Annotated in this window: 20 protein-coding genes; 13 read left to right on the top strand and 7 right to left on the bottom strand. The window is 66.5% G+C overall.

Translation table 11 applies throughout. The features are described 5' to 3' along the window. Complete coding sequence (locus ACESL5_RS01775; RefSeq protein ID WP_372591063.1) at nt 1-873, top strand: potassium channel family protein; 873 nt, start codon at nt 1-3, stop codon at nt 871-873. Between the two features lie 12 nt (nt 874-885). Here the strand turns inward: ACESL5_RS01775 and prmA are convergent, their stop codons facing one another. From prmA to cutA, 6 genes are all read right to left on the bottom strand, one after another. Continuing rightward, nucleotides 886-1782 carry a 50S ribosomal protein L11 methyltransferase gene (gene prmA / locus ACESL5_RS01770; protein ID WP_372591062.1) on the bottom strand — a complete coding sequence of 299 codons (897 nt, stop codon included), beginning with the start codon at nt 1780-1782 and terminating at the stop codon, nt 886-888. Next, nucleotides 1782-3128: an acetyl-CoA carboxylase biotin carboxylase subunit gene (accC, locus tag ACESL5_RS01765; RefSeq protein WP_372591061.1), complete on the bottom strand. Its 1347-nt coding sequence runs from the start codon at nt 3126-3128 to the stop codon at nt 1782-1784. Before accC ends, prmA begins: the two co-directional genes overlap by 1 nt. 52 nt (nt 3129-3180) lie before the next feature. Next, nucleotides 3181-3627, bottom strand: a complete 447-nt coding sequence (accB, locus tag ACESL5_RS01760) for an acetyl-CoA carboxylase biotin carboxyl carrier protein (protein WP_372591060.1) — start codon at nt 3625-3627, stop codon at nt 3181-3183. A gap of 31 nt (nt 3628-3658) precedes the next feature. Beyond that, a complete protein-coding gene (aroQ, locus tag ACESL5_RS01755) occupies nt 3659-4111 on the bottom strand; it encodes a type II 3-dehydroquinate dehydratase (RefSeq protein WP_372591059.1) in 453 nt (150 codons plus the stop codon). A gap of 207 nt (nt 4112-4318) precedes the next feature. Beyond that, a complete protein-coding gene (locus tag ACESL5_RS01750; RefSeq protein ID WP_372591058.1) occupies nt 4319-6673 on the bottom strand; it encodes a protein-disulfide reductase DsbD in 2355 nt (784 codons plus the stop codon). Further along, a complete protein-coding gene (gene cutA / locus ACESL5_RS01745; RefSeq protein WP_372591057.1) occupies nt 6673-7008 on the bottom strand; it encodes a divalent-cation tolerance protein CutA in 336 nt (111 codons plus the stop codon). The genes ACESL5_RS01750 and cutA overlap by 1 nt, the downstream gene beginning before the upstream one ends. 175 nt (nt 7009-7183) lie before the next feature. Here cutA and ACESL5_RS01740 point away from each other — a divergent pair, with 175 nt between their 5' ends. Continuing rightward, nucleotides 7184-7687, top strand: a complete 504-nt coding sequence (locus ACESL5_RS01740) for an FxsA family protein (protein ID WP_372591056.1) — start codon at nt 7184-7186, stop codon at nt 7685-7687. Between the two features lie 5 nt (nt 7688-7692). On the opposite strand, the gene hemG is transcribed toward ACESL5_RS01740, so the two are convergent. Beyond that, complete coding sequence (gene hemG / locus ACESL5_RS01735) at nt 7693-9129, bottom strand: protoporphyrinogen oxidase (protein ID WP_372591055.1); 1437 nt, start codon at nt 9127-9129, stop codon at nt 7693-7695. Between the two features lie 113 nt (nt 9130-9242). Between hemG and ACESL5_RS01730 the strand changes: the two genes are divergently transcribed. The 11 genes from ACESL5_RS01730 to ACESL5_RS01680 form a co-directional block, all read left to right on the top strand. Continuing rightward, complete coding sequence (locus ACESL5_RS01730) at nt 9243-10238, top strand: complex I NDUFA9 subunit family protein (RefSeq protein ID WP_372591054.1); 996 nt, start codon at nt 9243-9245, stop codon at nt 10236-10238. Nucleotides 10239-10515: 277 nt separating this feature from the next. After that, complete coding sequence (locus tag ACESL5_RS01725) at nt 10516-11058, top strand: TIGR00645 family protein (protein ID WP_372591053.1); 543 nt, start codon at nt 10516-10518, stop codon at nt 11056-11058. Nucleotides 11059-11204: 146 nt separating this feature from the next. Then, nucleotides 11205-12656 carry a F0F1 ATP synthase subunit beta gene (gene atpD, locus ACESL5_RS01720; protein ID WP_372591052.1) on the top strand — a complete coding sequence of 484 codons (1452 nt, stop codon included), beginning with the start codon at nt 11205-11207 and terminating at the stop codon, nt 12654-12656. Then, nucleotides 12631-13032, top strand: coding sequence for a F0F1 ATP synthase subunit epsilon (locus tag ACESL5_RS01715; RefSeq protein WP_372591051.1), 402 nt, complete (start codon nt 12631-12633; stop codon nt 13030-13032). Before atpD ends, ACESL5_RS01715 begins: the two co-directional genes overlap by 26 nt. Continuing rightward, complete coding sequence (locus ACESL5_RS01710; RefSeq protein ID WP_372591050.1) at nt 13025-13390, top strand: AtpZ/AtpI family protein; 366 nt, start codon at nt 13025-13027, stop codon at nt 13388-13390. The genes ACESL5_RS01715 and ACESL5_RS01710 overlap by 8 nt, the downstream gene beginning before the upstream one ends. Next, complete coding sequence (locus tag ACESL5_RS01705; protein WP_372591049.1) at nt 13380-13700, top strand: ATP synthase subunit I; 321 nt, start codon at nt 13380-13382, stop codon at nt 13698-13700. The genes ACESL5_RS01710 and ACESL5_RS01705 overlap by 11 nt, the downstream gene beginning before the upstream one ends. After that, a complete protein-coding gene (locus ACESL5_RS01700) occupies nt 13690-14376 on the top strand; it encodes a F0F1 ATP synthase subunit A (protein WP_372591048.1) in 687 nt (228 codons plus the stop codon). Before ACESL5_RS01705 ends, ACESL5_RS01700 begins: the two co-directional genes overlap by 11 nt. A 28-nt stretch (nt 14377-14404) precedes the next feature. Next, the gene (locus ACESL5_RS01695) at nt 14405-14683 is read left to right on the top strand and encodes a F0F1 ATP synthase subunit C (RefSeq protein ID WP_372591047.1); all 279 of its coding nucleotides are present in this window, start codon (nt 14405-14407) and stop codon (nt 14681-14683) included. A gap of 3 nt (nt 14684-14686) precedes the next feature. Further along, nucleotides 14687-15487 (top strand): F0F1 ATP synthase subunit B, encoded by an 801-nt coding sequence (locus ACESL5_RS01690; protein WP_372591046.1) that lies wholly within the window; start codon nt 14687-14689, stop codon nt 15485-15487. Further along, nucleotides 15484-17034 carry an alternate F1F0 ATPase, F1 subunit alpha gene (locus ACESL5_RS01685; RefSeq protein ID WP_372591045.1) on the top strand — a complete coding sequence of 517 codons (1551 nt, stop codon included), beginning with the start codon at nt 15484-15486 and terminating at the stop codon, nt 17032-17034. The genes ACESL5_RS01690 and ACESL5_RS01685 overlap by 4 nt, the downstream gene beginning before the upstream one ends. Next, the coding region (locus tag ACESL5_RS01680; RefSeq protein ID WP_372591044.1) for a F0F1 ATP synthase subunit gamma at nt 17031-17348 on the top strand (318 nt) is incomplete at its 3' end. The genes ACESL5_RS01685 and ACESL5_RS01680, both read left to right, overlap by 4 nt.

Genomic DNA, 17348 nt, shown 5'->3' with positions numbered 1-17348 from the left:
ATGACGCGACCGGAGCACGATGCCGCGCGCCTCCTGATTCATTGGGGCGTGACCCTCACGCGTCTTCTTGGCATCGCCGGGGTGGCGGACCACGAGAGTCGGGTGGCGAAGCGTTGGGCATTCCGGCTGGAACTTCCCCTGCTGTTCATCGCAATGTGGATACCGGTCGAGTGGTACCTGGTTCACACCGGACACCTCTCGGTGTCCGAGGGCTTCGGCATCGACGTGATCCTGTGGGGGTTCTTTCTCGTCGAGCAGCTGGTGCTGCTGGCGCTGGTCAAGGATCGCGCCTTCTACCTGAGGACCAACTGGCTCCTGGTGGCCGTGGTGGCCTTCGGGCTGCCCCTGCTTTTCATTCCGGGGGTGAATTTTCTGCTCGGTGCCCGTCTGCTGCGGGGGCTGCTGGTGGTCATCACCGCCCTGCGTGTCGGTCGGCGCTACTTCCGTGAACTTGGGCAGCACGTCTTCTTCGCCATTATCCTGATGACGGCCTTTCTGCTGGCGCTGGGCGGTTCGATCATGCCCATGCTCGATCCGGAGACCTTCGACGGTTTCGGCGACGGGATGTGGTGGACGCTGGTGACCCTTTCCACGGTTGGTTACGGCGACCTGGTGCCACAGACGGAATCGGGGCGGCTGATGGGGCTTATCTTCGTGGCGATGGCGGTGATCTGGTTGAGCCTGATCAGTGCCTCAATCGCGGCGTTCCTCGTGGGGTTGAGGATGGAGGCGAGCACCGAGGACGAGGAGCGCATTGACACGCAGATCCTCCACCGGCTGGATCGAATCGAGGCACTCCTGGACCAGGAGCGGGAAGCTCGGCAAAACGAGTTGGCGCGGGAAGAGGGTGGCGATTCAACGCCCGGACGTTAGCCGCGACCGTGATCAGGGCCGGCGTCCGGCCACGAGCGCCCAGTCCCCCAGTTCCCGGAAGGTGGTCACCTCGTTGCCGGCGGCCGTCCAGGCCGCGGCCACTGCGTCGGCCTGGTGGGTCAGGATACCGGACAGCGCGAACCGACCGCCGGCCTTTAGGTGAGCACTCAGCACCGGCGCCAGTTGGATCAGGGTAGGCGCTAGGATGTTGGCCAGTATCCCGTCGACTTGCCGGTCCGACGGATAGTCGTCGGCCAGGTACAGCGCGAAGCGTTCGGCTTCGATGTCATTGAGTTCGGCATTGCCGCGACTGGCGGTGAGCGCCTGCGGATCGATGTCGGTACCGTCGACCCGCGCCGCTCCCAGCCTGAGCGCAGCGATGGCGAGGATGCCCGAGCCGCAGCCGGCGTCCAGCCAGTGCTGGCCGGCGATGTCCTGCGACTCGAGCCATTCCAGGCACAGCCGTGTGGTCTCGTGCTTGCCCGTGCCAAACGCCAGTCCCGGATCGAGCCGGATCGGCAGGCGATCGGTCTCGGTGGAGGAGTCCTCCCAGGCTGGCTCGATGACCAGCCGTTCGCCGATGGGCATGGCGGCGAAGTCCGCTTGCGTACGGCGGACCCAGTCGTCCTCGTCGAATACCCGGTGACCCAGTCCCTCCAGGAGGGCAGGTCGGAGCTCGCCATGCAGCACCCCGACGATGGTCGCCGGCGAGACACTACCCTCGAACAACCCCACCACGCGCACTTCGGCCCAGAGGGGCGATTCGCCCGGCTGCGGCTCGAGAACCGGTTCGTCGCCGAGTTCCTCGAGTGTCACCGACAGGGCCCCGGCGGCCAGCAGTGCGTCCTCGACCGCCTCGACGTCGTCGCGCGGCACGTCCAGCCAGAGCTGCTGCCACTCGTTGGCCATCAGGAGGTGATTCCAAGCCGCTTGTGCAGGAAGTGGATGTCCATGCCGCCGGCAATGAAGTTTGCGTCAGCCATCAGCTCTCGGTGGAGAGGAATGTTGGTCTTGATGCCGTCGATAGCCATCTCGTGAAGCGCGCCGTGCATGCGGCGGATCGCCGCCTCGCGGTCCCCCGCGTGCGTGATCAGCTTGCCGATCATCGAGTCGTAGTACGGCGGAACGGAATAGCCGTTGTAGATGTGCGAGTCGACGCGCACGCCCAGCCCGCCCGGGAAGTGCACGCTGGAGATCCTGCCGGGGCTGGGCACGAACGTGGCCGGGTCCTCGGCGTTGATGCGGCACTCGACGGCATGCCCGCGGAACTCGATGTCCTCCTGGGTGAGCGACAGCGGGATGCCGGCGGCAATGGCCAGTTGCTCCTTGACCAGGTCGATCCCGGTGATCATCTCGGTCACCGGGTGTTCGACCTGCAGGCGCGTGTTCATCTCGATGAAGTAGAAGCTGCCCTTCTCGTAGAGGAACTCGAAGGTGCCGGCGCCACGGTAGTTCATCCGTTTGCAGGCGTCGACGCAGACGGCACCGATCTCGGCGCGCTGCTCGGCGGTGATGCCCGGGGCAGGGGCCTCCTCGATCACCTTCTGGTGGCGGCGCTGCATCGAACAGTCGCGCTCGCCCAGGTGAATGGCATTGCCCTGGCCGTCGGAGAGTATCTGGACCTCGATGTGGCGCGGGTGCTCCAGGAACTTCTCCATGTAGACTTCCGGGTTGCCGAAGGCCGCCCCCGCCTCGCTCTTGGTCATCTCGATGGCGTGATGGAGATGGGCCTCGGTATGGACCACGCGCATGCCCCGTCCACCGCCGCCGCCGGCGGCCTTGATGATCACCGGGTAGCCGATCTCGCGCGCGAGACGCTGGTTCTCGTCCGGATCGTCGTCCAGCGCGCCCTCCGATCCGGGCACGCAAGGTACGTTGGCGGCCCGCATGGTCTCCTTGGCCGTGACCTTGTCGCCCATCATGCGGATGGACTCGGCGGTCGGGCCGACGAAGATGAAACCGGATTCCTCGACCCGTTCGGCGAAATCGGCGTTCTCGGAGAGGAAACCGTAGCCGGGGTGGATGGCCGAGGCGTCGGTGAGCTCGGCGGCGGCGATCAGCGCCGGGATGTTGAGATAGGACTCGTTGGATCGCGGTCCGCCGATGCAGACCGACTCGTCGGCCAAGCGGACGTGCTTGAGGTCACGGTCCGCGGTGGAATGCACCGCCACGGTGCCGATGTCGAGTTCACGGCAGGCACGCAGGATCCGCAGGGCGATCTCGCCCCGGTTGGCGATCAGAACCTTGTTCAGCATCTTCGAATGACTCCTGGAAATACGGGGTGGGCCGATGGCGTGTCGAGCGGGATCACTCGATCACGAACAGCGGCTGGTCGTATTCCACCGGCTGGCCGTTTTCCACCAGAACGGACTTGATGGTGCCGTCGACCTCGGCCTCGATCTGGTTGAACATCTTCATCGCCTCGATGATGCACAGGGTGTCGCCCTTCTTGACCGTGGTGCCCACCTCGACAAACGGGCTGGCCTCGGGCGACGAGGCACGATAGAAGGTGCCCACCATGGGCGAGTTGATCGTCTGCCCGGCAGGCTCGGCCGATTCGGCGGCACTCGGCTCGGCGGCGGTCGGGGCCGCCGGTGCCGGTGCGGCCGGCTGGGGCGCGGGAGCCTGCATCATGGGCGGCTGCTGGGAGGCCCGGGAGATGCGGACGGACTCCTCGCCTTCGCGGATCTCGATCTCGGCGACGCCCGATTCCTCGAGCAGTTCAATCAGCTTCTTTACCTTGCGGATGTCCATGGCGGTTCTCTTGCAGTTTGCGTTTGTTCTGTCAGTCGGACGCGCTGGCGTCCAGATGTTCGACGAGCGCGCGCAGGCCGAGTTCGTAACCGAGCGCGCCCAGGCCGACGAGGCTCCCCAGCGCGATGTCCGAGAAGTACGAGTGCTGCCGGAAGGCCTCGCGGGCGTGGATATTGGAGATGTGGATCTCGATGAAGGGCAGGTCGACCGCCAGCAGGGCGTCGCGCAGGGCGATGCTGGTGTGCGTCCAGGCGCCGGGGTTGAGCAGGATGCCGTCGACACCCTCATCCCCCGCACGGTGGATGCGGTCGATGGCCTCGCCTTCGTGGTTGCTCTGGAAGTGTTCCAGTGTCACCCCGGCGGTCTCGGCCGCGGCCTCTAGTCGGCGGGTGATGTCCCCGAGCGTGAGGCGGCCGTAGCGCCCGGGCTCGCGCGTCCCGAGTCGATTCAGATTGGGGCCGTTGAGTACCAGAATCCGTTGCATGGAGACTCGCTGCTTGCGGTCGCGAACGTGACGAACCTTGTCACGGATCGACCTGGTGATTTTCCCGCATTGTGCCCGTTGAATCGGCCCAAGTCCACGTGTTCGCCGGTAGTTTTTTGCGGATCGACGCTATTTGGCCGATTTTTCACGAACTTGCTTTCAGGTGCAAAAAAGCCCCGCCGGAGCGGGGCTCGTCGACGCCTGGCGTCAGCGATTCGCTACCGCCGTGACGTGCGTCAGGAAGCGCTCGGGCGGCTGGTAGCCGACCACCCAGTGCTGGCGCACGCGCTCGCCCTGGGCGTCCCAGAAGATGATCCCGGGCGGGCCGAAGAGGTCGAAGCGCTTGAGCAGGGCCTTGTGATCGGCGTTGTTGGCCGTCACGTCGGCCTGCAGCACCAGAAAGCCGTCGAGTGCCTCGATGACCCCGGGGTCGCTGAAGGTGTTGTGTTCCATTTCCTTGCAGGCCACGCACCAGTCGGCATAGAAGTCGAGCATGACGGGCTGGCCGGCGTTCCTCGCCTGTGCCAGTGCCTCGTCGAGCTCGGCCTCGTCGTTCACCTGACGGAACTGCAGCTCGGCCGTCTGGGCAGTGCCGCCACCGATATTGATGCCCGAGAGCGGGGCGAACACCGTTCCCTTGCCACCGGCGGCCACGCCGATGAGGATCAGTACCCCCCAGAGCAGCAGCACCAGGCCGATCGACTTCCACAGGCGCATCCAGCCGGAAGCCGCCTCGCGGATGGGTTCTAGCGCGCCCATGTAGATGGCCGAGGCAATGATCAGACCGGCCCACAGCAACTGGGCGACGGAGGCCGGCAGCACGCGCTCGAGCATCCAGATCGCCACGCCCAGCAGGAGTACGCCGAACACTGCCTTGGTGAGGTTCATCCAGGTGCCGGCCTTGGGCATGTACTTGCCGCCCAGGGTGCCCACCGCGATGAGAGGCAAGCCCATGCCGATCGACAGGGCGAACAGGGCCACGCCGCCGAGTACGGCATCTCCGGTCTGGCCGATGTAGATCAGCGCTCCGGCCAGTGGCGGCGCCATGCAGGGGCCGACGATCAGCGCCGAGAGGAAGCCCATGATCGCTACACCGGTAAGCGTGCCGCCCTGCTGGCGGTTCTGTGCCTGCATGATCTTCGACTGCAGCGAGGAGGGCAGCTGCAGTTCGAAGAATCCGAACATCGACATGGCCAGGGCGACGAAGATCGCCGCGAAGGTGCCGAGGACCCAGGGGTTCTGGAAGGCCGCCTGCAGGTTGGCGCCGAAGATGCCGGCCAGCACCCCGGCGACGGTGTAGGTGATCGCCATGGCCAGCACGTAGACGACCGACAGGATGAAGGCCTTGCGTGTGGTGATGTGCTCGCCGTGCCCGGCGATGATGCCCGAGAGGATCGGGATCATCGGGAAGACGCAGGGCGTAAGAGCGAGCAGCAGGCCGAAGACCAGGAAGCCGATGATGATGGCCCACAGGTTGTCGGACATCAGGCGCTGGGTGATCTGGTCGGTTTCCGAGGCACCCTCGGTGGCGGTCGTCTCGGCGCCCGAGGCACCGGCGCCGGCCGAGTCGGCCACGTCAGCGGGTTGATCAGGACGGGCGGTTCCATCCATCGCCGGCAGTTCCTCGACCGCCGGCAGGTCGCCGACATCGCCCGGGATCTCGTCGAGCCGTTCGGCCGAACCTGAGGCAGGATCGATGCGCCAGGCCTTCTCCATCGGCGGGTAGCACAGGCCCATGTCCGCACAGCCCTGGTAGCCGATCACCAGCGTGTAAGGCGCGTCGGCGTCCACCGACAGCTCGGTGTCCAGCTGGTCGTGGAAGACCCAGACCGTGCCGAAGTTGGGGTCATCCTTGCGCTCGCCCTCGCCAAGAGCGGCTGCCGTGATCTCGGCGTCGCCGTTCGCCACGGCGGCCTTGAGGCGGTCGCGGTAGAGGTAGTACTCGGGGGCGACGTCGAAGCGTACGAACACCGAGGAGCCGTCAACGGTGATATCCGGGCGGAAGGCCACCTCCGGGTCCAGGGGTTCGGCATTGGCGGAAAGGCCGCTCAGACCACCGCTACGCGAACGGTCGCTGTCGGCACCGGCTTCCTCGCCGGCCGCGGCGACTGACGTCTCGGGCAGGTCGACGGGGAGTTCGTGGGTTTCCGGCGGGTAGCAGACGCCGTGGATGTCGGAGCAACCCTGGTAGTTGACCGTGATCGTCGTCTCGCCCCCGGCGCTCTCGGTGATCGGCACCCGCGCGGTGAAGTCTGCCTTGTACACCGGTGTCTCGCCGAAGACCGGGTCGTCCACGACGACCGCTTCGGGCAGCTCGGGGTCGCCGATTGTCAGGCCGTCACCGGCCTCGATCTCGAGCTTGTCGCGGTAGAGGTGGTAGCCCTCGACCACCTGGAAGTCGAGCCGGATGTCGCCATCCTCGGCTTGGGCCTGTACCCCGAAGGCTTCCTCGGGCGGGAGCAGTTCGGGCTGGGCGGCCGAGAGGGTGGCCCACGTCATGGCGAGCAGGGCCATGCCCGCCATCAGGCCGCGGCGGAATGCGAGCGGCAGGGAGGACGACATCAGGGGGTGGTTCGAACGCATTGCTGGACCCATTGTGAGTAGGATTGGCTGCTTCCGGCTTGCAGGATGAGCACCTCGGGGCAGTCGTAGGGATGCAGGCGCTCGATGGCCGCCTTGAGATCATCCACGCGCTCGAGGCTGGTTTTCATGTGAAGCTGGTATTCCTCGTCCCGGCAGACCTCCCCCTGCCAGTGATAGGACGAGGTCACGGGGCCCACACGGTTGACGCAGGCCACCAGCCCGTCGTCCAGGAGCCTGGCGCTGAATGCGTCCGCGGACCGAGGATCGTCGAAGGTGGTGATGACCAGTGCTATTGTGCTCTGTTCGATCGTCATTATTGTCGTGTGGCGAGGGTTTTCGAAAACTTTATGGCAACCGCCGGCAGGTTTGGTCCTGCCGATGGCGCATGAGTTCCGAACGAAAGCCTAGCTTCACAATCATTAGTCTGCAATTCATTAGACTGTCAGCAGTCTGAAATTCATCCGACTTTGTGCAGGTCGACCGCTTCATATGAGAAAACTGTCCGGACTCATCTTTCTTCTCCCGCTCCTCGAACTGGTGCTGTTGATTGCCATGGGGGCAGCGGTCGGCTTTCTCGCGACGGTGCTCTGGATTCTCGCCACCGGCGTCTGGGGTGCGTGGCTGATGCGCACGGCCGGTCCCAACGCCATGGCGCGGGCTCAGCGCGACATGGCCCGCACCGGGCGCGGTGAGGTCGACGGACTGGGCGTGGCCGCGAACTTCCTCGGCGGGCTGATGCTCCTGCTGCCCGGTCCGATCACTGACCTGTTCGGCCTGGTGCTGGTCACGCCGTTCCTGCGGCGGCTCGCGTTCGGTGCCTGGCTGGCCGGCCGGCTGCAGCAAGTGGTGGTTGAACGTGGCGGCAAGGGCGGCGGCCCGTTCGACACCGGCCCCCGGGGCGGCGGCAATGTCTACGAGGGAGAGGCCGAGGACGTCACGCCACGAGAGTCCCGCGACCAGGATCGTATCGGGCGCGACGATCGTCGACGCTGACCCGTTCAGCCGCCGTTTCGGGCGGCCGAACGTATCTGTTCGGCCAGTGCCCGGCCGTTCTCCAGGCAGTCACCCACGGCGATCCCGCCGCGCCAATTGCCGATCAGTGACAGGCCCGGATGGTGTTCCAGTGCTCGGTCGAGCCGCTCCATGCGGGCCAAGTGCCCCAGTTCGTACTGCGGGATGGCCTCCGGCCAGCGGTTGACCCGGTGCCAGATCGGCTGGCCTTCGATGCCCAGCAGGTCCGCGAGATCGTTCTGCACCTGCCGCACCAGTTCCGCATCGTTCATCTCCAGCGCTTCCGGGTCCTGTCGTCCGCCGATGAAGGCGGTGATCAGCTTGTGACCGGCGGGTGCACGTCCGGGGAACAGCGTCGAGGAAAACAGCGCGCCCAGGGTGCGTCGCTTCTCGCGCCGCGGGATCAGCACGCCGAAGCCATCCAGCGGATGGGCGACCAGCCCCGGCGGGAACCCCAGCGCCACCGACGCCACGGGCGGGTAGACGATCTCGTCGAGCGGTTCGGCGAGCAACGGATCCACTGGTGCGAGCAGGCGCGCGCTCACATGAGCCGGCGTGGCCAGCACGAGACGTTCCGCCTGCCAGTGCCTGCCTTGGGCATCGGTCACCTGCCATCGGCCCTCCTCGCGGGTGACCTGCCGCACCGGGCGGTCGCAGTGGATGGCGGCGTGGGGAGCCGAGGCGATGCGCTCGGCCAGGCGGTCGGTGAGCGTCCGGATGCCATCGGCGAAGCTGATCAGCTTGCCGCGCCATTCGCGGGGCATGGCCGGGGGATGCTCCTTTGCCTGCCGGCGGGCCTTGCGCATGGTGGCCAGGCCGCCGCGGATCAGCGAACCGTGCTCGCGCTCGAGTGCATGCAGGCGCGGCATGGCTGCCTCGACCGAGAGTCGGTGCGGATCACCGGCATAGACGCCGGAGACGAATGGGTCGACCAGGTAGTCGAGGATGTTGCGGCCCAGGCGCCGCTCGACGAACTCGGCCAGGGTTTCCTCATGGGCGGCCTGCGGTTTGACCCAGGGCTCGCGGAGAATGCGCAGCCAGCTGGCCGCACCGATCAGCGAATTGAAGGGGGCCTGCAGCGGATGGGTGGGCAGGGCGTGCATCCGCCCGCCCTTGGCGATGTAACGCTTCTTGCCTGCCTCCCCGGCGAAGATGGCCTCGTCGTCAAGATCCAGTTCCCGCAGGAGCTCGTAGAGCGGCGGCTTGACCATCAGCGTGTTCGGGCCGATCTCGATCTGCCAATCGTCCTCGCGCAGGCTGCGTATGTTCCCGCCCGGTTGCGAGGCCTGCTCCAGCAGCGTGACCGCCTGGCCGTGACGGGCCAGTTCCCAGGCGGCCGCCAGGCCGCTGGCACCGCCGCCGACGATGAGCGTCTCGGTGATCGTCGCGGCATCCTTCCGGGTGATTTCGTCGCTCGAGCTCATGGCGTCCTGTCCGGGTTCCGTTGGGGTGGGAATACGGCCGTGCTATGGATGCGGCAGGGCAGAGTGTACTCTACCTTCCTTCGAGGAATCGGCCACAGGGTCACAGGGAGACTATGGACGAATCGCACGCAGTCGGTGGAACGAATGATCCCCGGGGGCTCCCCCGGGCCGTGGTGCTCGGGGGTACCGGTTTCGTGGGCCGCTACCTGGTTCGCGAACTGTCCCGCCGCGGTTACGAGGTGGTCGTGCCCAGTCGGCATGCCGACCGTCACCGGGACATGGGGCTGTGGCCGAGCGTGGTGCTCTGCGACATGAATGCGCCGGGGGACTCGGACCTGGCCACTCGGCGCGAGGCGCCGGAACTGGCCGAGCTGCTGGAAGGGACGGAGCTGCTGGTCAACCTGGTCGGGATCCTCAACGAGTCGCGTCATAACGGCAAGGGGTTCGAGCGCGTCCATATCAAGCTGACCAAGGCGGCCCTGCGGGCGGCGGCCGACGCCGGCGTGCCACGCTACCTCCACATGAGCGCGCTGGGTGCCGACGAGGAGGAGGGCACCAGCTACTACCAGCGGAGCAAGGGCAAGGCGGAGAACTGGGTGCACCGGTTCGGCCGCAAGCACGGCATTGCGGTCACCAGCTTTCGCCCATCGGTGATCTTCGGGCCCGAGGACTCCTTCCTCAACCGTTTCGCGGAACTGGCCCGCCTGATGCCGGGTATCTTCCCGTTGGCCTGTGCCGGCGCGCGATTCTCCCCGGTCTACGTCGGCGACGTGGCTCACCGATTCGTCACCGCGATCGACGACCCCGAGACGTTCGGGCAGCGTTACGACCTGTGCGGTCCGCACGACTATTCGCTGGGCGACCTGGTGCGGTACGCAGCGCATACCAGTGGCCATCCGCGCTGGGTGGTCGGTCTGCCCGGCTGGGCATCGCGGCTCCAGGCTCGCGTGCTTGAGTGGGTGCCCGGCAAGCCGTTCTCGCGGGACAACTACGACTCCATGCGTCGCGCGAATGTCTGCTCGCCTGAGTGCCCCCGCGAGCCCACCCGGCTCGAGGACATCGCCCCGGGGTACCTCGCCTCGGGCAAGGGCCTATCCCGACGCGGCTGAGCCGGTGGTAGCATAGCGGGCTACTGACCGGATCCGGGTGCCACCGAGCCGTCGCAACCGATGGATGTGGTTGCCGGCATGACTGCGTCATCGCCCTCGATGGCGAACCGTGCGCCGGGCCAGCCTTGTGGCCCGGGACCCGTTCAGCGATTGCCCCGGGCCGTTCCCGCTCGATCCGCGGGCGACCCGAACACCCTTTAGCTTCCGCCTGCGCGGCGATCCCGGCCCTGCCGCTCGCCGCGCGGGCGATCGAGTTCACTTATCACGAGGTCCGACTGTGGAATCCGAGCCGACCAACCCCGTCCCGCGGCGTTCGAGCAACGCCGAGCATTACTTCGAGCACTTTCTCTTCGGTAGCCGCTGGATCATGGCGCCGGTCTACTTCGGGCTGGTCGGCGCGATGCTGCTTCTGCTGATCAAGTTCGGCTCCGAGTTGCTTCACCTGTTCAGTCACGCCTTCACCCTCGAGGAATCGGAGGTCATCATCGGCGTGCTCACCCTGGTGGACGTGGCGCTGATCATGAACCTGCTGATCATCATCATCTTCTCGGGCTACGAGAACTTCGTCTCGAAGATGGACGACCTGCACAGCCATCACGACCGGCCGGAATGGATGGGGCACATCGGCTTCACCGATCTCAAGATCAAGGTGATCGGCTCGATCGTCGCCATTTCGGGGATCGAACTGCTGAAATCGTTCATGAACGTCGAGAACCTGTCGGATCGTGATCTCGCCTGGATGGTGGGAATCCACCTGACCTTCGTTCTCTCCGGTGTGCTCTATGCCGTCATGGATCGGCTGCAGGGCAAGGGGCATTGATCATATAGATCGTCCCGCCCGGGTCGACGCCCCCAAATGCCCCGCACGACTTCGTGCGGGGCATTTTCGTTGCTGCATGACGGATGCGATTGGGCGGGGCGTGGCCTACGCTTGCGTCAGAACCGCCACCAGAGCGATGAGCCGAGATGAATCAGGGTAGCGTGGTCTCCGTGCGCGGCAGCGTGATCGAGGTTCGCTTCGACGACCAGCTGCCCGCCATCCGTTCGTTGTTGCGCGCCGGCTCCGAGCGGGAGATCGTGATCGAGGTGTATGGGCAGAGCGGTCGAGACCGGATTCGGGGCGTTGCACTAACTCCGACTCAGGGGCTCGCCCGTGGTGACACGGTGGTCGACACCGGCGCGCCATTGAAGGCGCCGGTGGGCCAGACGGTGCTGTCGCGCATGTTCGACGTTTTCGGCAACCCCATCGATCGCGGCGGACCACTTGACGACGTTCGCTGGCGGTCCGTGCATGCTCACCCCCCGGCGCTGGCCCGGCGGTCGACCCGGCCGGAGATCTTCGAGACCGGCATCAAGATCATCGACGTGCTCATGCCGCTCGAGCGTGGCGGCAAGGCCGGCCTGTTCGGCGGCGCCGGCGTGGGCAAGACGGTGCTGCTGACCGAGATGATCCACAACATGATCGGTCAGCAGGAAGGAGTGAGTATCTTCTGCGGCATCGGCGAACGCTGCCGCGAGGGCGAGGAGCTCCATCGCGAAATGCGCGAGGCGGGGGTGCTGTCGAACATGGTGATGGTCTTCGGCCAGATGAACGAGCCGCCGGGCAGCCGCTTCCGTGTCGGTCATGCCGCGCTGACCATGGCCGAGTACTTCCGCGATGACGAGCAGCGCGACGTGCTGCTGCTGATAGACAACATCTTCCGTTTCATCCAGGCGGGATCCGAGGTCTCCGGGCTCATGGGGCAGATGCCATCGCGGCTGGGCTACCAGCCGACCATGGGTACCGAGTTGGCGGAGCTCGAGGAGCGAATCGCCAACACCGAGTCCGGGTCAATCACCTCGATCCAGGCCGTCTACGTGCCTGCCGACGATTTCACCGACCCGGCGGCGGTACATACCTTCTCGCACCTCTCGGCTTCCATCGTGCTCTCCCGCAAGCGGGCGAGTGAGGGGCTCTACCCGGCGATCGACCCGTTGCAGTCGAGTTCCAAGATGGTCACGCCGGGCATCGTGGGCGAACGCCATTACCGGCTGGCCCGGAAGGTGCGGCGTACCCTGGCCCAGTACGACGAGCTCAAGGACATCATCGCCATGCTCGGCATCGAGCAGTTGTCGCCCGAGGATCGCCGGATCGTGGCGCGGGCGCGGCGGCTGGAGCGCTTTCTCACCCAGCCATTTCATACCACCGAGGCGTTCACCGGGTTGCCCGGATGGCAGGTCGGTCTCGACGATGCGCTGGATGGTTGCGAACGTATTCTTGACGACGAGTTTGCCGACTGCCCCGAGAGCGCCCTCTACATGATCGGCACGGTTGACCAGGCCCGCGAGCGGGCCAAAGCGCAGACCGACGGCGAGTTGGAGGAGAAAGGGGAGTCGTCCCGGGAGGAAGGTCGTGTCCTCGATCGGAATGACGCTTGAGGTGCTGCTGCCGTTCCGCGTGTTCGCCCGGCACGAGGCGGTCACGAGCGTCGTGGCGGAAACCCCGGACGGTTCGTTCGGAATCCTGCCGCGGCGGTTGGACTGCGTGGCCGCCCTGACGCCGGGGATTCTTACCTACGAGCGCAATGGGGAGGAGGCATGGATGGCAGTCGACGAGGGATTGATGATCAAGACCGGCAGCACGGTGGTCGTCTCCGTGCGTCACGCGGTGGCCGGGGAAGACCTGGCGGACCTGCGGGAACTGGTGGAGCGCGAGTATCGGACGATGGACGATCACGAGCGCCGGGTGCGTTCGGTCCTGGACAAGCTTGAGATCGGGCTGATGCGGCGACTGGTGGAGTTCCGGCATGACTGACGACAGACGACCGGACGAGCCGGAGAACAATCGTGAGAGCAGCGACTTCAGTCGAGCGGTCGCCAGCCGGGTGCGGCGCAAGCTGCTCGCGCGGGGAGACCGGTCGGCGGGCGTCTGGTTCGGACTGGGAATGATGGGGCTGGTCGGCTGGTCGGTGGCCGTGCCGACCTTGCTGGGCGCGGTGCTCGGGGTCTGGCTGGACAAGCATTATCCGGCCCCGTATTCCTGGACACTCAGCCTGCTGGTGGCCGGGCTCCTGCTCGGCTGCCTGAATGCCTGGCGCTGGATCGCGAGGGAGGATCGCGCCATCAACGATCGGTCCGGCGACGACACGGAGGAACGAGACGATGAGCAGTGATCCCGTCACCCTGCTGATGGCCGCGCTGGCCGGCGTCATGCTCGGCCTGGTCTTCTTCGTCGGGCTGTGGTGGACCGTGCAGCGGGGGCTGTCGACGCGACACCCCGCGTTGCTGTTCCTCGTCAGCCTCGTGCTGCGCATGACGGTCGCGGTCGTCGGGTTCTGGTGGGTCGCCGACGGCGAGTGGGATCGGTTGCTGGCCTGTCTGGTCGGTTTTCTCCTCGTCCGGCTGGTGATGACGCGTTCGTCGCGGGCGGGGCGCGGGGCGGACGAGGTCGGGAACCCGGCGGAGGAGCGCCATGCACCTTAGTCCAGACGAGATCGTCTTCTGGCAACACGGCTGGGTGAAGCTCAACGCCACCATCCTGTTCACCTGGATCGTGATGCTCGTGCTGGTAGTCGTCTCCCGGCTGATCACCGCCCGGCTGTCGACCGGCCTGGCGCGCTCGCGCTGGCAGAACCTGCTGGAAGTGGTGGTGCTGGCGATCCAGCAGCAGATCGAGGATGTGGGACTGGCGCAGTCACGCCGATACCTGGGATTTCTCGGGACGCTATTCCTCTTCATCGCGGTGTCGGCCATCTTCACGGTGGTACCGGGCTACACGCCGCCGACCGGATCGCTGTCGACCACCGCGGCGCTCGCCCTGATCGTGTTCGTGGCGGTGCCCTTCTTCGGGATCGCCGAGCAGGGGGTGGGCGGCTACCTGCGCTCGTACACGCGGCCGACGGTGCTGATGCTGCCGTTCAACGTCATTGGCGAGATCTCGCGGACGCTCGCGCTGGCGGTTCGACTGTTCGGGAACATGATGAGCGGGGCCATGATCGTCGGGATCCTGTTGAGCATCAGCCCGTTTCTCTTTCCCGTCGTGATGCGGGCGCTGGGCCTGCTGACCGGCATGGTGCAGGCCTACATCTTCTTCATTCTGGCGACGGTCTACATCGCCGCCGCCACCCGGGTGCAAAAGCCGGGGCCGTCGGCTCCGTGACAACCAACGTGGAACAAGCGAGGACATCATGGACAGCATGACAATCATCGCGGTGGCGTCGATCGTCACCGCCGGGATCACCCTGGCGATCGGGGTGCTCGGTCCGTCGCTCGGTGAGGGACGCGCCGTCGCCACGGCACTGACCTCGCTGGCGCAGCAGCCGGACGCCGCGCCGTCCATCACCCGGACACTGTTCGTCGGCCTGGCGATGATCGAGTCCACCGCCATCTACTGCTTCGTGGTGGCGATGATCCTGGTCTTCGCCAACCCGTTCTGGAATCACTTCGCCGCGGCGGCGGGGCAGTGACCGATGCTGATCGACTGGTTCACGGTCGGTGCGCAGATCGTCAATTTCGCGGTTCTGCTCTGGCTGCTCAAGCGTTTCCTGTATCGACCGGTGCTCAATGCGCTCGACGCCCGTGAGAAACGGATCGCGGATCGACTGGAGCAGGCTGAGCGAAGCCGTCAGGAAGCCGAGCGCGAGCGCCAGTCCTACGAGGATCGCAACGCGGTTTTCGAGCGCGAGCGCGAGGATCGCCTCGATGACGTCCGGCGCGAGGCCGATGCCGAACGGCACCGCCTCCTCGCCGAGGCGCGAGAGGCGGCAGAGACCCTGCGCAAGGAGAGCGAACGCAGCCTTCGCAACGAGACCCGTCGTCTGAGCGACGAAATCATCCGCCGCGCCCGAGACGAGGTGATGGCGCTGGTACGCCGCGCCCTGGCGGACCTGGCCGACGCCGATGTCGAAGAGGCGATGGCCCGATCGTTCATCGCGCGGCTGCGGACCCTCGATGCCTCGCAAACGGAATCCCTTGCCGCGGCCGTGGAACGGGGCGGGGAGCCGGTTCGTATCCGTAGCGCATTCCCCTTGTCGGAGACGCTGCGCGAGGCCGTCCGCGACGCGGTAGAGGGTGTCGTCGCCACCCGTGTGCCGCTGGAATTCGAGACGGCCGACGACGTGATTGCCGGCATCGAGCTGGTTGCCCCGGGGGAGAAGCTGGCCTGGAGCCTCGAGGAATACCTGCACGAATTCGAGCAGCGTCTGGCCGAACTGCCCGTGGACCCGGAGGAAGGCGACGAGACCGGAAACCGGGGCGAGGCGACGGCATGACCGCCGGAACAGCCAATCTGGAAAAGCGGGTGAGGCGGCTCTTCGACGAGCTGGCCGAGGAGAGAGGGCGCTACACGCCGGCACTCGTCCCACGGGAAATCGGGGTGGTGCGGTCGGTGTCCACCGGGATCGCCCGGGTCGTCGGCCTGCCCGGGGTGGGCTACGAGGAACTGCTGCGGTTCCCGCACGATATGTACGGCATCGCGTTCAATCTGGACGAGGACGAGATCGGTGTCGTCCTGCTCGGCGACTACTGGCGGCTGTCGGCCGGTGACCAGGTCGAGCGTACCGGGCGGGTCGTGGACGTGGGCGTCGGCGAGGCCCTGCTCGGACGCGTCGTCGATCCGCTCGGCCGCCCCCTCGACGAGCGCGGCCCGGTGATGTCCGACCGACGGCTGCCCATCGAGCGGCCCGCGCCGCCCATCATGGACCGGGCGCCGGTCAGCGAGCCCCTGCAGACCGGCATCAAGGCGATCGACGCCCTGATTCCCATCGGCCGTGGCCAGCGCGAGTTGGTGCTCGGCGATCGCCAGACCGGCAAGTCCACCATCGCCATCGACACGATCCTGAACCAGCGCGACAAGGACGTGATCTGCATCTACTGCGCTATCGGGCAGCGCACCGCGTCGGTGGCCAAGTCGCTGGCCGTGCTGCGCGACAAGGGCGCGATGGCCTATACCACCCTGGTGGTCGCCGAGGGGAACGATGCCCCCGGGCTGGCCTACATCGCCCCCTATGCCGCCACCAGCATGGCCGAGCACTTCATGGAGCAGGGGCGGGACGTGCTGATCGTCTACGACGACCTGACCCAGCACGCCCGGGCCTACCGCGAGCTTTCGCTGCTGCTGCGGCGTCCGCCGGGCCGAGAGGCCTTCCCCGGTGACATCTTCTACATCCACTCGCGCCTGCTCGAGCGCTCCACGCACCTGCGGGACGATCGTGGCGGCGGCTCGCTGACTGCGCTGCCCATCATCGAGACCGAGGCACAGGATATCTCGGCCTATATTCCGACCAACCTGATCTCCATCACCGACGGGCAGGTTTACCTGTCGCCCGCTCTCTTCGAACTGGGCATCCTGCCCGCGATCGACGTCGGCGAGTCGGTCTCGCGTGTCGGAGGAAAGGCCCAGCGAGCGGCATTCCGCTCGGTGGCCGGCGATCTCAAGCTGGCCTATGCCCAGTTCGAGGAGCTGGAAACCTTCAGCCGGTTCGGGGCGCGACTGGACAAGGACACCCGCCAGGTCATCGAGCATGGCCGTCGCATCCGGGCCTGCCTGCGGCAGGGCGAGTCGGCGCCCCTCTCGGTGGCCGAGCAGGTGGTCGTGCTGCTGGCCTTGACCGAGGGGCTTTTCGACCCGGTGCCACTCGAGCGGATGGACGAGGCCGAGCAGGCCGTGCGCCAAACGGTGGAAGACTTGCCCGACAGCCTCGCCGCCCGTCTGGAGTCGGCCGAATCGCTGGACCAGGAGGATCGTGAGCAGGTGGTCGAGCACGCACGGCACTTGCTCAGGCCCTTCCTGCCGATGGACGAGTCCGAAGCGTCATGAGCGACACGCTCGAGGATCTCAGGCACCAGATCGACGGGGCGGAGGACCTCCAGTCGGTTGTGCAAACCATGAAGGCGCTGGCCGCCACGAGCATCGGGCAATACGAGCAGTCGGTGCGGGCGCTGTCCGGCTACTACCGGTCCGTGCTGCTGGCGCTGGGGGTCTGTTTCCGGCAAGGCGGCGCGGGCATCGGCGAACCACCCGCCGGACGCGAGACGATCGATGCGCGTGCCGTGGTGGTGTTCGGATCGGACCAGGGGCTGGTGGGGCGGTTCAACGAGACGGTCGCCGAACAGGCGATAGCTGCGCTGGCG

This window comes from Guyparkeria sp. (genome assembly GCF_041687595.1).
GTDB lineage: Bacteria > Pseudomonadota > Gammaproteobacteria > Halothiobacillales > Halothiobacillaceae > Guyparkeria.
This window is presented reverse-complemented; position numbering and strand designations above follow the sequence as displayed.

What these genes read in the sequence shown, in the direction of transcription:
- ACESL5_RS01775 (WP_372591063.1), top strand. Translation starts at nt 1, where the DNA reads ATGACGCGACCGGAGCACGATGCCGCGCGCCTCCTGATTCATTGGGGC.
- prmA (WP_372591062.1), bottom strand. Translation starts at nt 1,782, where the DNA reads ATGGCCAACGAGTGGCAGCAGCTCTGGCTGGACGTGCCGCGCGACGAC.
- accC (WP_372591061.1), bottom strand. Translation starts at nt 3,128, where the DNA reads ATGCTGAACAAGGTTCTGATCGCCAACCGGGGCGAGATCGCCCTGCGG.
- accB (WP_372591060.1), bottom strand. Translation starts at nt 3,627, where the DNA reads ATGGACATCCGCAAGGTAAAGAAGCTGATTGAACTGCTCGAGGAATCG.
- aroQ (WP_372591059.1), bottom strand. Translation starts at nt 4,111, where the DNA reads ATGCAACGGATTCTGGTACTCAACGGCCCCAATCTGAATCGACTCGGG.
- ACESL5_RS01750 (WP_372591058.1), bottom strand. Translation starts at nt 6,673, where the DNA reads ATGTCGTCCTCCCTGCCGCTCGCATTCCGCCGCGGCCTGATGGCGGGC.
- cutA (WP_372591057.1), bottom strand. Translation starts at nt 7,008, where the DNA reads ATGACGATCGAACAGAGCACAATAGCACTGGTCATCACCACCTTCGAC.
- ACESL5_RS01740 (WP_372591056.1), top strand. Translation starts at nt 7,184, where the DNA reads ATGAGAAAACTGTCCGGACTCATCTTTCTTCTCCCGCTCCTCGAACTG.
- hemG (WP_372591055.1), bottom strand. Translation starts at nt 9,129, where the DNA reads ATGAGCTCGAGCGACGAAATCACCCGGAAGGATGCCGCGACGATCACC.
- ACESL5_RS01730 (WP_372591054.1), top strand. Translation starts at nt 9,243, where the DNA reads ATGGACGAATCGCACGCAGTCGGTGGAACGAATGATCCCCGGGGGCTC.
- atpD (WP_372591052.1), top strand. Translation starts at nt 11,205, where the DNA reads ATGAATCAGGGTAGCGTGGTCTCCGTGCGCGGCAGCGTGATCGAGGTT.
- ACESL5_RS01710 (WP_372591050.1), top strand. Translation starts at nt 13,025, where the DNA reads ATGACTGACGACAGACGACCGGACGAGCCGGAGAACAATCGTGAGAGC.
- ACESL5_RS01705 (WP_372591049.1), top strand. Translation starts at nt 13,380, where the DNA reads ATGAGCAGTGATCCCGTCACCCTGCTGATGGCCGCGCTGGCCGGCGTC.
- ACESL5_RS01700 (WP_372591048.1), top strand. Translation starts at nt 13,690, where the DNA reads ATGCACCTTAGTCCAGACGAGATCGTCTTCTGGCAACACGGCTGGGTG.
- ACESL5_RS01695 (WP_372591047.1), top strand. Translation starts at nt 14,405, where the DNA reads ATGGACAGCATGACAATCATCGCGGTGGCGTCGATCGTCACCGCCGGG.
- ACESL5_RS01690 (WP_372591046.1), top strand. Translation starts at nt 14,687, where the DNA reads ATGCTGATCGACTGGTTCACGGTCGGTGCGCAGATCGTCAATTTCGCG.
- ACESL5_RS01685 (WP_372591045.1), top strand. Translation starts at nt 15,484, where the DNA reads ATGACCGCCGGAACAGCCAATCTGGAAAAGCGGGTGAGGCGGCTCTTC.